This window comes from Streptomyces sp. NPDC008163, assembly GCF_042956885.1.
GTDB lineage: Bacteria > Actinomycetota > Actinomycetes > Streptomycetales > Streptomycetaceae > Streptomyces > Streptomyces drozdowiczii_A.
Genome location: NZ_JBIBHG010000024.1, coordinates 12,067 through 27,450, shown reverse-complemented (window position 1 = coordinate 27,450; position 15,384 = coordinate 12,067). Strand labels below are relative to the sequence as shown.

Annotated in this window: 11 protein-coding genes; all 11 read right to left on the bottom strand. The window is 73.8% G+C overall.

From position 1 onward, the window contains the following. Positions 1-137: adenosylhomocysteinase (locus ACFZAT_RS33125; RefSeq protein WP_391269620.1), on the bottom strand; the 137-nt coding region annotated here is incomplete at its 3' end. Further along, positions 127-1,002: a methylenetetrahydrofolate reductase [NAD(P)H] gene (metF, locus tag ACFZAT_RS33120; protein ID WP_391269618.1), complete on the bottom strand. Its 876-nt coding sequence runs from the start codon at positions 1,000-1,002 to the stop codon at positions 127-129. The genes ACFZAT_RS33125 and metF, both read right to left, overlap by 11 nt. Next, a complete protein-coding gene (gene metH / locus ACFZAT_RS33115; protein WP_391269616.1) occupies positions 1,002-4,472 on the bottom strand; it encodes a methionine synthase in 3,471 nt (1,156 codons plus the stop codon). Before metH ends, metF begins: the two co-directional genes overlap by 1 nt. Beyond that, positions 4,469-5,452 (bottom strand): PfkB family carbohydrate kinase, encoded by a 984-nt coding sequence (locus ACFZAT_RS33110; protein ID WP_391269614.1) that lies wholly within the window; start codon positions 5,450-5,452, stop codon positions 4,469-4,471. Before ACFZAT_RS33110 ends, metH begins: the two co-directional genes overlap by 4 nt. Positions 5,453-5,491: 39 nt before the next feature. Continuing rightward, positions 5,492-6,703 (bottom strand): methionine adenosyltransferase, encoded by a 1,212-nt coding sequence (metK, locus tag ACFZAT_RS33105; protein WP_391269613.1) that lies wholly within the window; start codon positions 6,701-6,703, stop codon positions 5,492-5,494. A 47-nt stretch (positions 6,704-6,750) separates the two neighbouring features. Further along, positions 6,751-8,817 carry a condensation domain-containing protein gene (locus ACFZAT_RS33100; protein ID WP_391269611.1) on the bottom strand — a complete coding sequence of 689 codons (2,067 nt, stop codon included), beginning with the start codon at positions 8,815-8,817 and terminating at the stop codon, positions 6,751-6,753. A 279-nt stretch (positions 8,818-9,096) separates the two neighbouring features. After that, the gene (locus ACFZAT_RS33095) at positions 9,097-9,930 is read right to left on the bottom strand and encodes a 4'-phosphopantetheinyl transferase superfamily protein (protein ID WP_391269609.1); all 834 of its coding nucleotides are present in this window, start codon (positions 9,928-9,930) and stop codon (positions 9,097-9,099) included. A gap of 18 nt (positions 9,931-9,948) precedes the next feature. Next, entirely contained in the window at positions 9,949-11,715 is a 1,767-nt protein-coding gene (locus ACFZAT_RS33090; RefSeq protein ID WP_391269607.1) for an acyl-CoA dehydrogenase family protein, read from the bottom strand. Positions 11,716-11,857: 142 nt separating this feature from the next. Beyond that, complete coding sequence (locus tag ACFZAT_RS33085; protein WP_391269605.1) at positions 11,858-12,814, bottom strand: SRPBCC family protein; 957 nt, start codon at positions 12,812-12,814, stop codon at positions 11,858-11,860. Between the two features lie 62 nt (positions 12,815-12,876). Beyond that, on the bottom strand, positions 12,877-13,671 hold the full coding sequence (locus ACFZAT_RS33080) for an SDR family NAD(P)-dependent oxidoreductase (RefSeq protein WP_391269603.1): 795 nt from the start codon (positions 13,669-13,671) through the stop codon (positions 12,877-12,879). After that, positions 13,668-15,371, bottom strand: coding sequence for an FAD-dependent oxidoreductase (locus tag ACFZAT_RS33075; protein ID WP_391269601.1), 1,704 nt, complete (start codon positions 15,369-15,371; stop codon positions 13,668-13,670). The genes ACFZAT_RS33080 and ACFZAT_RS33075 overlap by 4 nt, the downstream gene beginning before the upstream one ends. Positions 15,372-15,384: the final 13 nt, after the last annotated feature.

Genomic DNA, 15,384 nt, shown 5'->3' with positions numbered 1-15,384 from the left:
AGCGGCTGCGCTGCGGCGTACTCCTTGCGGATCGACATCAGACCGGGCATCTCATGCTCGGCCAAAGTGATCTCCTTCCGCCCGAAAGCGGCAAGGGAGAGGTCGGCGACCTTGAAATCGAAGGTCTCAACTGGCATGGAGGCTCCTAGTGCTCATGACGTTGCGGTGGATGTCGAGGGTCGCCGTCGATTTGTTCAGCGTGATGTAGTGCAGCCCGGGCGCGCCTTCGGCGAGCAGCCGGTCGGCCATCAGCGTCGCGTGGGCCACGCCGATCTCGTACGCGATGTCGGGCCGGTGCTGCGCGGCTTCCAGGCGGTGGGCCAGGTCCTCGGGAAAGGCGGCGTCGGAGAGTTCCGCGAAGCGGCGGATCTGCCGGACGTCGGTGGCCGGCATGATCTCCGGGATGATCGGGGTGGTGCAGCCGGTCGCCGCCACCCGGTCCCGCAGCCGCAGATAGTCCTCCACGTCGAAGAACATCTGCGTGATGGCGTAGTCGGCACCGGCGCGGCACTTGGCGACGAAGTGGCGGATGTCGCTGTCCCAGTCGGGCGAGCGCGGGTGCCGCTCGGGGAAGGCGGCGACACCGATGGTGAAGTCGCCCAGCGAGCGGACCAGTTCGACCAGCTGGTAGGCGTGGTGGAAGCCGTCCGGGTGCGCGGTCCACTCCCCCTTGGGGTCGCCGGGCGGGTCGCCCCGCAGCACCAGGACGTCCCGCACCCCGGCGTCCGCGTACTGGCCGATGATGTGCCGGAGCTCGGCCACCGAGTGCCCGACGGCGGTCAGGTGGGCGACGGGCCGCAGGGTCGTCTCGGTCACCAGGCGCTTCGTGACCTCGATGGTGCGGTCCCTGGACGACCCGCCCGCGCCGTAGGTGACGGACACGAAGTCGGGGCGCAGCGGCTCCAGGCGGCGGATGGCCTGCCACAGGGTCCGCTCGCCCTGGGCGGTGCGGGGCGGGAAGAACTCGAAGGAGAACGTCGGACGGTCCATGGCCCGGCCCATCACCGGCCACCCCCGGCCCGGCCCGCGTTGAAGTACGACGCCTCGGGGTGGTGGACGACGATCGCGTCGGTGGACTGCTCCGGGTGGAGCTGGAACTCCTCGGAGAGGTGCACCCCGATCCGCTCCGGCCGCAGCAGGTCCGCGATCTTGGCGCGGTCCTCCAGGTCCGGGCAGGCCGGGTAGCCCAGCGAGTAGCGGCAGCCCTGGTATTCGGTGCGCAGCATGCCGTCCAGGCCGTCGGGTTCGCGGTCGGCGATCCCGAGTCCGGCGCGGACGCGCGCGTGCCAGTACTCGGCCAGCGCCTCCGCCAGCTGTACGGAGAGCCCGTGGAGTTCGAGGTAGTCGCGGTAGGAGCCGGAGGCGAAGAGCTCCGCGGTGGCCTCGCCGATCTTCGAGCCGACGGTCACGATCTGGAGCCCGACGACGTCCGTCTCGCCGGACTCCTCGGGCCGGAAGAAGTCCGCCAGGCACAGGCGGCGGCCACGCGACTGGCGGGGGAAGGTGAACCGGGTCCGCTCGTGCCCGTTCTCGTCCAGGATGATCAGGTCGTCGCCCTTGGACACGCAGGGGAAGTAGCCGTGCACGACGGCCGCTTCGAGCAGGTTCTCGGTACGCAGCCGGTCCAGCCACATCCGCAGCCTCGGCCGGCCCTCCGCCTCGATCGTGTCGCCCTTCAGCCCCCACTGACCCTTGAACAGGGCGGCCTCGTCCAGCCAGGAGGTGTACTCCTTGTGCGGGATGCCCTTGACGACCCGGCTGCCCCAGAACGGTGGGGCGGGGACCGGGTTGTCGACGGCCACGTCCGACCGGCCGCCGTCCCCCGGCTCCTCGGTCTTCGGCTCCCGCAGCGGTACGCGGCGCTGCTTGAGCGGGGGCAGCGTGGCGCCGGGGACGCCGCGCTTGACGGCGATGAGCGCGTCCATCAGGCGCAGGCCCTCGAAGGCGTCGCGCGCGTAGCGCACCTCGCCCTCGTAGATCTCGTGGAGGTCCTGCTCGACGTAGGCGCGGGTCAGAGCCGCGCCGCCGAGGATCACCGGGTAGTCGGCGGCCAGCTTGCGCTGGTTCAGCTCCTCCAGGTTCTCCTTCATGATCACCGTGGACTTCACGAGGAGCCCCGACATCCCGATGACGTCCGCCTTGTGCTCCACCGCCGCGTCGAGGATGGCCGAAACGGGCTGCTTGATGCCCAGGTTGACCACGTTGTAGCCGTTGTTGGAGAGGATGATGTCGACCAGGTTCTTGCCGATGTCGTGGACATCGCCCCGGACGGTGGCCAGCACGATGGTGCCCTTGCCCTCCTCGCCCTCGGCCCGCTCCATGTGCGGTTCCAGGAACGCCACCGCGGCCTTCATGACCTCGGCGGACTGGAGGACGAACGGCAGCTGCATCTGCCCGGAGCCGAACAGCTCGCCGACGACCTTCATGCCGTCCAGCAGTGTGTCGTTGACGATGTCCAGGGCCTTACGGGTGGTCAGCGCCTCGGCGAGGTCGTCGTCCAGGCCGTTCTTCTCGCCGTCGATGATGCGCCGCTTGAGGCGTTCGTCCAGCGGGAGGGCGGCCAGTTCCTCGGCCTTGCCCTCCTTGAGGGACTTCATGTTGACGCCCTCGAACAGCTCCATGAGCTTCTGGAGGGGGTCGTAACCCTCGGCGCGGCGGTCGTAGATCAGGTCGAGCGCGACCTTGACCTGCTCCTCCTCAAGCCGGGCGATCGGCAGGATCTTCGAGGCGTGCACGATGGCCGAGTCCAGCCCCGCCTTCACGCACTCGTCCAGGAAGACGGAGTTGAGCACGACCCGGGCGGCCGGGTTCAGGCCGAAGGAGATGTTGGAGAGGCCCAGGGTCGTCTGCACGTCCGGGTGGAGCCGCTTCAGCTCGCGGATCGCCCCGATCGTGGCGATCCCGTCCTTGCGGGACTCCTCCTGACCGGTGCAGATGGTGAACGTCAGGGTGTCGATGAGGATGTCCGACTCGCGGATGCCCCAGGTGCCGGTCAGATCGGCGATGAGCCGTTCCGCGACAGCCACCTTGTGCTCGACGGTGCGGGCCTGGCCCTCCTCGTCGATGGTCAGGGCGATGAGCGCCGCGCCGTGCTCGGCGGCCAGCTGGGTGACCTTGGCGAAGCGGGACTCGGGCCCGTCCCCGTCCTCGTAGTTGACCGAGTTGACGACGGCCCGTCCGCCCAGCCGTTCCAGGCCGGTGCGCAACACGTCCACCTCGGTGGAGTCCAGCACGATCGGCAGCGTCGACGCGGTCCCGAGCCGCCCCGCGAGCTCGTCCATGTCGGCGACCCCGTCGCGGCCCACGTAGTCGACGCACAGGTCGAGCATGTGCGCGCCCTCGCGGACCTGCTCCCGGGCCATCTCGACGCAGTCGTCCCAGCGGGCCTCCAGCATGGCCTCGCGGAACTTCTTGGAACCGTTGGCGTTCGTACGCTCACCGATCGCCAGGTACGCGGTGTCCTGGCGGAACGGCACCGTCTGGTAGAGCGACGCGGCGCCCGGCTCCGGCTGCGGGGTGCGGTCCGGCGGCACGCTGCCGCGTACCCGCTCCACCACCGCCCGCAGGTGGTCCGGCGTCGTCCCGCAACAGCCGCCGACCAGCGACAGCGCGTAGTCCCGTACGAACGCCTGCTGCGCGTCCGCGAGGCCGTCGGGCCCGAGCGGGAAGTAGGCGCCGTCCGCGCCCAGCACGGGCAGGCCCGCGTTGGGCATGCACATCAGCGGGGTCGCCGAGTGGCGGGCCAGGTGGCGCAGGTGCTCGGTCATCTCGGCAGGACCGGTCGAGCAGTTCAGCCCGATGAGGTCGATGCCCAGCGGTTCCAGGACCGTGAGCGCCGCGCCGATGTCCGAACCGAGGAGCATCGTCCCGGTCGTCTCGAAGGCGAGCGAGCAGATCAGCGGGACCCGGACCCCCGTCGCGTCCATCGCGCGGCGCGCGCCGACCAGACCGGCCTTCGTCTGGAGGAGGTCCTGCGTCGTCTCCACGATCAGCGCGTCGGCGCCCCCGGCGAGCAGCCCCTCGGCGTTCGCCTGGAAGCCGTCCCGGATCGTGGCGTACCGGATGTGCCCGAGCGAGGGCAGCTTGGTGCCCGGGCCCATGGAGCCGAGCACCCAGCGCTGCTCGCCGGTGGAGGAGGTGTACTCGTCGGCGACCTCGCGGGCGATGCGCGCACCGGCCTCGGACAGCTCGTGGACCCGCTCGGGGATGTCGTACTCGCCGAGCGCCGCGTGGTTGGCTCCGAAGGTGTTCGTCTCGACACAGTCCACGCCGACGGCGAAGTACGCGTCGTGGACCGAGCGCACGATGTCGGGGCGGGTCACGTTGAGGACCTCGTTGCACCCTTCCAGCTGCTGGAAGTCCTCAAGGGTCGGGTCCTGGGCCTGGAGCATGGTGCCCATCGCGCCGTCGGCCACCACCACACGGGTGGCGAGCGCGTCCCGGAGCGCGGCGACCCGCTCCCCCGCGGTCATGACGCACCGCCCAGGACGGGGGCGAGCGCGTCCGCCGCCTCGGAGCCGTACTGCCGCCGCAGGATGTCCAGCAGCCGCCCGGCCTCCGGCTCGTACGCCTGGGATCCCACCGCGGCCAGCGCCAGCGAGGCGACCGTGCAGCCGAGCCGAGCCGCCTGCTCCGGGGCGGCGCCCCGGACCGTGGCGGCGAGGAAGCCCGCGCGGAACGCGTCGCCCACCCCGGTCGGGTCGGCGGTCTCGACGCCCGCGATGCCCGGCACGGTCAGGGCGGGGGCACCGGCGCTCTCGATGCGGACGCCCCGCGCGCCGAGCGTGGTGACCCAGGTGCCGACGCGGCCCAGCACGTCGTCGCGGTCCCAGGAGGCGCGTTCCAGCAGGAGGGCCGCCTCGTACTCGTTGGTGAACAGCCACCGGGCGCCGTCGACCAGCTCGCGCACCTCGTCGCCGTCGAGGCGGGCGAGCTGCTGGGAGGGGTCGGCGGCGAAGGGGACGCCGAGGGTCCGGCAGGCCGCGGTGTGCCGCAGCATGGCGGCAGGGTCGTCGGGGGCGACGAGGACGAAGCCGACGCCGCCGGCCCGGGCCGCCTCGGCCGTCAGGTCGATCTCCCGGGCCTCCGCCATGGCGCCCGCGTAGAACGCCGCGATCTGGTTGTCGTCCTGGTCGGTGATGCACGAGAAACGGGCGGTCTGCCGCTCGTCGCTCACGCGCACCGCACCGGTGTCGACGCCGTGCTCCTTGAGCCACACCTCGTACGTGGCGAAGTCGCTGCCGACGGCGCCGACCAGCAGCGGATCCAGTCCGAGCGAGCCGAGCCCGAAGGCGATGTTGGCCGCCACTCCGCCGCGCCGCACCTCCAGGTCGTCCACGAGGAACGAGAGCGACACATGGGCGAGCTGGTCGGCGATGAGCTGGTCCGCGAACCGGCCCGGGAAGACCATCAGGTGGTCGGTGGCTATGGAACCTGTCACCGCGATACGCATAGGAACTCCTGTCCCTGTCAACTGGGCCGGTGGACGCTGTCAGAGACCGGCGGCGGCCTTGAGCTGCTCGACGCGGTCGGTGCGCTCCCAGGTGAAGTCGGGCAGTTCGCGGCCGAAGTGCCCGTAGGCGGCGGTCTGCCGGTAGATGGGGCGCAGCAGCTCCAGGTCGCGGATGACGGCGGCCGGGCGCAGGTCGAAGACCTCTCGGATGGCGCTCTCGATCCGGGCCTGGGCGACCTTCGCGGTGCCGAAGGTCTCCACGAAGAGACCGACCGGCTCCGCCTTGCCGATCGCGTACGCGACCTGGACCTCGCAGCGGGTGGCGAGGCCGGCGGCGACGACGTTCTTGGCGACCCAGCGGGTCGCGTACGCCGCCGAGCGGTCCACCTTCGACGGGTCCTTGCCGGAGAAGGCGCCGCCGCCGTGCCGGGCGTAGCCCCCGTACGTGTCGATGATGATCTTGCGGCCGGTGAGGCCGGCGTCGCCCATCGGGCCGCCGATCTCGAAGCGGCCGGTCGGGTTGACCAGGAGCCGGTAGTCGTCGGTCTCCAGCTTGATGCCCTCGTCGGCGAGTTCGTTCAGGACGTGCTCGACGACGTGCTCGCGGATGTCGGGGGTCAGCAGGCCGTCGAGGTCGATGTCCGCGGCGTGCTGGCTGGAGACGACGACGGTGTCCAGGCGCACCGGGCGGCTGCCCAGGTAGCCGATCGTCACCTGGGTCTTGCCGTCGGGGCGCAGGTAGGGGACGGTGCCGTTCTTGCGGACCTCGGTGAGGCGGCGCGAGAGGCGGTGGGCCAGGTCGATCGGCAGCGGCATCAGGCTCGGCGTCTCGTCGCACGCGTAGCCGAACATGAGCCCCTGGTCGCCGGCGCCCTGCTGGTCGAGCGTGTCGTCGCCGGAGCCGTCGACGCGCTTCTCGTACGCCGTGTCGACGCCCTGCGCGATGTCCGGGGACTGCGCGCCGATGGAGACGGAGACCCCGCAGGAGGTGCCGTCGAAGCCCTTGGCGGAGGAGTCGTAGCCGATGTCGAGGATGGTCTTGCGCACGATGCCCGGCACGTCCGCGTACGCCGACGTCGTCACCTCGCCCGCGATGTGGACCTGCCCGGTCGTGATCAGGGTCTCCACCGCGACGCGGGAGCCCGGGTCCTGTGCGAGGAGCGCGTCCAGGATCGCGTCGCTGATCTGGTCGGCGATCTTGTCGGGGTGTCCCTCGGTCACGGACTCCGAGGTGAACAGACGTGTCGTCATGACTCTCCTGAGGTGTGAGGTGGGGCGGTTGACGGTGACCGCGGCGGTCACCGGATGCGGCGGACCACCGCTTCGAGGGTGTGGGCGAAGGTTCCGGCCGGGGTCGCGGTGCCGGTGAGGACCACTCCGGGCGGCCGGGAACCGGCGGCGACGAGCTGCCCGGCGAGCGCGTAGGCACGCTCGCCGCCCCCGCAGAACGCGCCGAGCACGAGCGGCCCGCCGAGGCCGGTCAGCGCCTCCGCCACCGCGTCGGCGGCCGGGGCGGTGGCGTCCGTGTGCGACGGCGGCCGCAGCAGCACCACGGCCTCCGGCCCCCGGTAGGCGTACGCGACCCGGGTCAGCGCGGACAGCGGGGTCCCCGGCGCCCGGACCAGGCAGACGGTGCCGGTGCCGGGGCGCGCGGCGGGGCGCAGCTCCGTCAGTGCGGCGGCCGTGCGCCGGGTGCCGGGCCGTCCGCGCGGCACCCGGTCCGGCGGTGCCGCGAGGAGCGCGAGCGCCCCGCCGACCGTCGTCGCGGGCGTTGCCGTGCGCGGCAGTTCGCGCAGGGCGTGCGCGGTCCTGGTGAGCAGGTCCTCGGCCTGGGCGAGGCCCGTTCCGAGACAGGTGGCGGTGAGCACCAGGCCGCCCTCGTCGTCCCGGTGGGCGACGAGCGTGAGCGGGAATCCGGTGCGCGCGCCCAGCGTCTCGGGGGTGCTGACGCGGACGCCCAGCGCGGCGAGCGCGGGTGCGAGGTCGCCGGGCGGGCGCGGCCGGTTCTCGAAGACGACGAGGCTGCCGGTGCGCGGGACGGCCGTCGGCGCGGGGGTGCCGCCGGGGCGGGTCCAGGACCGGATGCGCCCCTGCGACACCCACTCGTACCCGGCCGCGTCCAGGGCCTGGTCGCGCAGGCGGGCCGGGAGTTCGGCGAGCGGGGCGTACGGGTTGACGCCGGCGGTCATGGGCAGCGGGTTGCGCAGGGCGGCGGGCAGCCGTTCGACGCCGTCGAGGAGGATGCCCCGGCCCGAGACCGCCGCGCTGAAGCCGATGTCGGCCGCGGCCGCGTGGCCGCCGGCCCGGTAGAGGGCCAGCGCCCACACGGCGTGCAGGGCGCTGCTCTCCGGGCAGCCGAGGGCTCCCGCCCATGCGGCGAGCCGTTCGCTCTCCTCGGGCGTGATCCGGGTCCGGACCTGACCGGTGCCGTCCCCGGCGGGCAGCCGGGCGGCGGGGCCGGGCGGGGCGTCGCGCCAGAACTCGCGGGCCGGTGCGGTGTCCTGGGCCGCGAGCCAGCGCGTGTAGTCGCCGAGGTCGGGGCGGCGGGCGCCGCCGGGCAGCTCACCGCCCGCCAGGTAGGCGCGGTAGAACTCGTGCAGCAGCAGCCGCACGCTCCAGTCGTCGAGGAGCGCGGGGTGGAAGCTCAGCAGGACGCGGGTGCTGCCCGCCGCGTCCGGGCCGCCGCCCAGGAAGGTGACGCGCAGCGGTCCCGGGCGGCGCGGGTCGAGTCCCCGGCGCCGGTCGGCCTCGACCAGCGCGTGCCAGTCCACGCTGCCGTGCGGGAAGCGCAGCACTTCGGGCCCGGCGCCCTCGTGGCAGACGATCCACGGCTCGGGCCCCTCCTCGAAGGCGGCCCGCAGCACGCTCTCGCGTTCGGCGACGGACTGCCAGGCGGCGGCGAGCCGTTCCGGGTCGAGCGGCCCGTACCAGGTGACGGCGAGCTGTTCGCACCAGCCCTCGGTGCCGGGGTGGGCGTCCGCGTCCGCGAGGAGTTCGCGTTGCAGCGGGGTCGGCTCGATCCGGGGCGCGGGCGCGGGGCCGCTCTCCGCGACGGTGAGCAGGTCCGCGAAGAGCCCGGCGGGGAAGGGCGCTTCGGCGGCCGGCGGCCCGTCCGGGGTCAGGCGCAGGGTGTGGTGCCCGTCGTCGGCGGGTTCCAGGCGCGGCCGCCAGGAGGGTGCGGGGCGTGTGCCGAGCCGGGCCAGGCGGTCGAGGGCGGCCTCGACGCGGTGCGGGTCCACGGGGCCGCGCAGTTCGAGGACGGGCGGTGCGGCCGGGTCCTGGCCGGTGAGGTCGAGGACGACGGTCATCGGACCGCCGGGGGTGGCCCGGGCGGAGGTGGTGTGCGAGGAGTGGTCGGTGGTCATCGTCCTGCGGGGCACGCATGCGGGAGCGCGGCGGACCGGCTGCGAAGCGCATGCGGGAGACCCCCTCCCTCCCCTCTGTCGGCGAATGCGGAACGAGTATGCGAGGGCCCGCCCACACGGGACCGACACGGCACTGACACGGCGGTGGTCCGGTGGTGGGGCGCCGTGGTCCCGCAGGATTCCGTCGGGGAGGCGACCGGTTCCGTACCGTACGCGGGCATGCACAGGCCCCGCGTCTTCCTCCAGCGGGACTGGACGCGGGGCCGAGTGCGACACGATTCAGCCGAGCAGTTCGGTGACCGCCCCCGCGAACCCGGTGTCGAGCATGGTGCGGACCGTCGTGTCGGCGGAGCCGGCCAGGCCGGTGTCGTGGCAGGCGACGCTGAGCATGTACCGCCCGCCCAGGACCCGGTGGGTGTCGAACGACCATTCGCCGTCGGCGGCGGGCCGGCCGTCGGGCGCGAGCAGTTCGCCGCCGCCCCCGGCGAAGCCGAACTGGGTGAAGTCGAGCCGCAGTCCCTGCCCGAGCGCCTTGGTGTACGCCTCCTTGAGCGTCCACAGCCGCAGCAGCCGGGCCGCCCGCTCCTCCTCCGGCAGGTGTTCCAGCGCCGCGCGCTCGCCGGGTGTCAGTACGTGTCCCTGGAGCAGGTCGTACGACATGGGCCGGGTGGCGGGTTCGACGTCGACGCCGATCCGGCCGTTGCGGCTGATGCCGACGGCGATCATGTCCTCGGTGTGGGTGAGGCTCACGTCGATCTGGTCGAGGCTGCGCAGATACGGGCGTCCGCCGATCCGGTACGCGAGGTCGAGTTCGGCCGGTCCGGTGCGCAGGGCGGCGGCCGCGGTGTACTTGGTGACGAGGCGTGAGGCGAGGAACCGGTAGCGCAGTGTGGGGTCCTGGGTGCGCCGGTAGCGCTGCCAGTCGCCGCCGAGCAGCTGCCGCAGCGCCGGCTGGGTGACGGCCGCCCCCAGCCACTCGCCCCAGGTGGTGTGGACGACGGCGTTGCCGTGGCGGTCCATGGCCTCGCGCACCAGGTGCCAGGGCGCGCCGGGCCCCGCGACGTGGAGGGGTGCGCTGATCCGCCCGGCACCGGGCGCGGGGATGGTCGTCATGGCCTGCCTTCCTGAGCGCTAGGGCGCGTACGGGAGTGCGTCGAGGTCGTAGCCCAGGCCCTGGTCGTGCCGGCGGAGCAGCTCGGCGAGCACCTGGTCCTGGACGCCGTCGGGCAGGGCGGGCACCGGGATGCCGAGGCGCTGCCCGGCCCGGGTGAGGGCGAGGACGGCCCAGGCGGGGTCGGCGAGGAACGGGTCGGTGCCGTCCTGGCCCTCCTGGACGGCGAGCACGGCGGCCGCGCCGACGATCCGGCTGTAGCGGTCGCTGAGCCGGACGACGGCCGGGTCGGCGAGGGCGGCGGGGCCGGGCGGGATGCGGCGGCACTGGGCGCGCAGCCCGCGCAGTTCGGTGGCGAACGCCTCGGCGAGACCCGCCAGCGCGCCGGTGTGTCCGCCGGCGTCGCGGAGCGGGACGAGCCGTTCGGCGGTCGCGGCGAGCGAGGCGGCCATGAAGTCGCCGCCGCCCGCGATGCCGAGGAGCCGGTAGTCCAGGTGGGGCAGCGCGGCGCCGGCGGTGAACAGCTCTGCGGGCGGCTCCGCCTCGGCGAACCAGGAGCGTTCGGCGAGGCCGCGCAGCTGGGGCACCAGGACCGACTGGCAGGAGGCGGATCCGGCGTGCCCGAGCCCGGCGACGGGCAGGTCGCGGCCGAGCTTGCCGAGCGCCCCGTACGCGGGGTTCGCGTGGTCGTAGCCCCGGGCGCCGAGGACCGTGGCGAGCTCTTCCAGGTTCTCCCGCAGCAGTTCGGGAACCACGTATTTGACGGCGGCGGCGAAGAGGTGGGCGCTCGCGGGGAGCAGGCTGAGGGCGCGCAGGACGGTGGTGGACATCGCGTCGCAGGCCAGGAGGTCGGCGAACACTCCGGTGAGCGGCTTGTGCCAGCGCCGGGCGACGCCGTTCGCGCGGCCTTCCGTCGCGGCGCGTGCCGCGGAGTGCAGGACCGTTCCGGCGGCGGCGGTGACGAGCCCGCAGATCAGGCTGCGGTTCACCTGGAAGGCGCGCAGGGCGATGGCGGCCCCGTCGCCGGGGTGGCCGACGAGCGCGTCCTCGGGCACGGGCAGCTCGGCGAATTCGAGGCCGGAGAAGAGGGCCCCGCGCATTCCGGTGCTCTCGACCCGGGGCAGGTGGCGCAGGTGGGCCGGGTCCTGTCCGGCCGGGTCGAGCAGCAGGACGGAGTGGCCGCGCGGGCCGGGGGCCTGGTCGGTGCGGGCGTAGACGACGTGGAGGTCGGCGCGGGACGCGTTGAGGATGACGTCCTTGCGGCCGCTGATCTGGCGTCCGCCGGGGGCCGGGCGGGCGGTGAACTCGTGGCGCAGGATGGCGTTGGCGTGGGCGAGTTCGTGGTGCAGGATCGCGATCCGGCCGCCGTCCAGCAGCAGGCGGGCGGTCGCGCGGCGCTGCGGCTCGTCCCCGGCCGCCCACACGGCGCCCGCCGCGAACAGCGAGATGAGGCCGTGGCCCATGCCGAGCCCCAGGTCGCGCCGGAACACCGGCCGCACGGCCCGGGCCAGCAGATCGGCGCGGGTCAGCCGGCCGCCGAGGGCGACGGGCACGAATTCGGCGCCGAGCCCTTCTTCGGTGAGCAGGGCCTCGGTCGCCTCGGGCGGGGTACTGCGGGCGTCGGCGTCGAACAGGGCGGCGAACCCGTGCGGGTTGACGGGGTCGTAGGGGTCGCCGAGCCGTGCTTCCAGGCGCCGCGCCCGTTCGAGGGCGTCCGCGTCCGCGCGGCCGGGGGCGGGGGAGGAGGTGGGGGCGGGGCGCCCGGGGATCTCTGCGAGGCTGGTCATGACGGCGGCGTCCGCCTCCTTCGTCGTACGGGCACGGGGTGCGGGTGGGTGTGGCTCGACCCTGCGGGCGGCTGCTCGCAGGGCGGTCGAGAACGGCTGGGGAACCGCTCCACGGGCGCTCCGGACAGGGCCCAGGGGTGTCTCACAGCATGCGGATCGCGGTCTCCGCGTGCCGCTTCGCCAGGTTGAGCGTGGCCGTGGAGTTGCGGCCCAGCGCCTCGCGTACGTAACGGCGGGCCTGGGGCAGTCCGGCGCCCGCGCCCAGGACCTGTTCGACGGCGCTCTCGCGGAGGACGACGGTGTGCTGGGAGACGACGGTGACGCCGGTCGCGTCGGGCACCACGGACCACTCGCCGGTGTGCGCCTCCATCAGGACGGGGGTGGCGGTCTGCTTGTAGACGATGCGCCCGGCGTGCGGGAAGCAGATGCGGACGGACTCGGTGGTGTGCGTACTCCCGTCGGCGGTGACGGTGTCCATGGCCATGACCTGGACACCGGGGGCCGGTTCGGTGAAGTCGAGGCGCGAGACGTGCGGGACCAGCTCGGGCCAGTCGCCGACGCGGTACAGGAAGTCGTACACCAGCTCGGCGGGGCCGTGGACGCGCACCGAGTCCTCGAAGGACAGGACGAGGTCGTCCAGGAGGGTCCAGCGCTCCGCGATCCCCTTCAGACCGGCCAGTTCCGCCCGGGAGTTGGTGTCGCACGCGGTCTCGACCCACCGCACGTCCCCGGGGCGGTCCCCGGCGACGGTGAAGTCGTGGAGCAGCACCAGCCGGGTCCCGCCGCCGGGGCGCTCCTCGACGATCCAGGTGCCCTCCATGGTCTCGACCGGGGCCTGCGGCCGGGTCTGCCGGAAGGTGATGCGGCGCGCCGCCGGGTCCTGGGCCCGCTCGGAGAGCCAGGACCGCACGTCGCCGTTGGCGGTCGCCCACATGCGCAGCCGCTCGTCGCGGCCGTCGAACTCCAGGCGCTCCACGTGCACGTTGGGCGGGAAGAACAGCGGCCAGCGCTCGGCGTCCGCGATCAGCCCGTAGACGACGCCCGGCTGGGCGTCCACGTCGACACTGTGCCTCGTCCGGTGCACACGTACGTCCGACACCACACACCTCTTTCTCGGTTGTTCGTGGACCCCGCCCGCGCGGCGCGGGCGGTCCGGGAGGGTCAGAAGTTGCCCAGGCCGCCGCAGACGTTGAGGGCCTGCGCGGTGATCGAGGCGGCGGGCCCGGACGCCAGGTAGCCGACCAGGGCCGCGACCTCCTCCGGGGTGGAGTAGCGCCCGAGGGGGATCTTCGCCTCGAAGCGGGCGAGGACGTCCTCGTCGGTGGTGTCCCAGGCGGCGGCGTACCCCGCGCGCACCCGCTGGGCCATCGCCGTCTCGACGTAGCCGGGGCAGACGGCGTTGACGGTGACCCCGGTCGGCGCCAGTTCGCGGCCGAGGGCCTTGGTGAAGCCGACGACGCCGTGCTTGGAGGCGCTGTACGGGGCGCCGAGCAGGACGCCCTGCTTGCCGGCGGTGGAGGCGATGCTGATGATCCGGCCCCGGGCTGCGGCGTCCTGGAGCCCGCCGTTCGCCAGGGCCTCCCGGGTCACCAGGAACACGCTGTTGAGGTTGGTGTCGATGACGTCGTACCAGAGCTCGTCGGTCAGCTCGGCGGTCACGCCGCCGCCGCTGCGCCCGGCGTTGTTGACGAGGACGGTGAGCGGCCCGTACGCGGTGACGGCGGCGCTCACGAGGGCGGCGACGTCCTCGCGGGAGCGCACGTCGGCGGCCTGCCCGGAGACGTCCAGGCCCTCGTCGCGCAGGGCGTCGACGGTCTCCTTGACGGCCGCGTCGGTGCGGGCGCACAGGAAGACGCGGTGTCCGGCGCGGCCGAGCGTACGGACCACTTCCAGGCCGATGCCGCTCGTGCCGCCGGTCACCAGGGCGACGGGACGGGTCTCGGAGGTGGCGGTCATGAGCGGTGCTCCTTCGTCGTGGCCGGGGGTACGGAAACGGCGCGCGGCTCCACACGGGCCGGCAGCGCGAGCGGGGCGGACGGGCCGACCGGGGCGAGGGCCCGGTCCAGCGCGGTCCGGCTGAGCACGGGCCCGCGCGCGGCGACGTACCCGTCGGGCCGCACGAGGAGCCAGGAGCCGGGGCGCAGACCGAGCGCGGTGCGCAGCGCGGCGCCGGGGTCGGCGAGCGGTGCGGGGCCCTCGGAGCCGTCGGCGCGCCCGCCGAGGGTGCGCACGGAGAGCCATTCGGCGTACTGGGCGGCCGCGGTGACGGCGACGCCCACGGGCACGTCGCCGGGTCCGGAGCCGCCCGCCCCGAGCAGCAGGCTCCAGCGCACGTCCCGCAGTTCGCGCGCGAACGCCTCGCGCACGGTGGGCTCCAGGCCGTCCAGCGCGACGGCCCGGGCGCGGCCGCCCGGGGCGGGCCCGGTGGCGGCGGCCCCGGCGGTGGTGAGCGGGGACGCGCCGTAGCCGATGCGCAGCCCGGACATCCCGCCGAGGACCTTGCGCTGAATGGCGCGGCGCAGCGGGGTGACGTTGCGTACGACGGTGAAGACGACGGGCAGCACGGCCGCGGCGAGCAGGTTCTTCAGCTGCACCAGGACGGTGGCGGTGCGGGTGGAGTCGAGGAGGGCGGCGCCGATGGGCACGCGCTCGGCGCCGTAGCTGTCGAGCAGCCGGTCCGCGGCGTGGCCCTGTTCGACCTGGGCGAGCTTCCAGGCCAGGTTGTACGCCTCCTGGATGCCGGTGTTCATGCCCTGTCCTGAGGCGGGGCTGTGCACATGGGCGGCGTCGCCCGCGACGAAGACCCGGCCCTCGCGCATCCGGTCGACCCTGCGCTGCTGGAACGTGAAGACGGACGTCCACTCGCTGGGGCCGACGGTGACCTGACGGCCCAGGCCCTTGGACAGCTTCGCGCCGAGGCGTTCCTCCGCACCGGCGGGGTCGCGGTCCGGCACGGTGTCGAGGAGGCGCCAGTGGCCCTCGCGGGCGTACGGCACCATCATCAGGGCCTGTCCGCCGGTGTGCGCCCAGTAGATGGTGTCGGGCGGCAGGTCCATCGTGACGGGCACGTCGGCGAGCATCCAGGTCTCGCTGCTGGTGCCGGCGAGTTCCAGGCCGAGGAGTTTGCGGACGGTGCTGTGGCCGCCGTCGCACCCGACCAGCCAGGAGACGTCCGCGGTGCTCCGGGTGCCGTCGGCGTCCTCCAGGGTCACGCGCACCCCGTCCGGGTGCTGGTCGAGGCCGGTGAGCCGGACGCCCCACTCGATGCCGACGCCGAGCCGGGCCACCGCCTCGCGCAGCACGGCCTCGGTGTCGGTCTGGCCGATGACCAGCGTGAAGGGGTAAGCGGTCGGCATCGTCTCGTAGTCGGCCTGGAGGCGGACCAGGCGGCGGCCCTCGGCGTACATGGTGAAGGCGGCGTTGCGGCGGCCCCGGGCGAGCATGGGGTCCACGACGCCCATCTGGTCGTACGTCTCCAGGGTGCGCGGGTGGGTGGCGACGGCGCGGCTGGTGCGCGCGGGGCCGGGGGCCGCGTCGATCAGGCGGACGCGCAGGCCGCGGCGGGCCAGTTCGTGGGCGGCGGTCAGGCCGACGGGGCCGGCGCCCGCGACGAGCACCTGCGGCGGGGCGGCCGGCTCCGTGCCGGAGTTCACCATGGTCGGTCTCCCG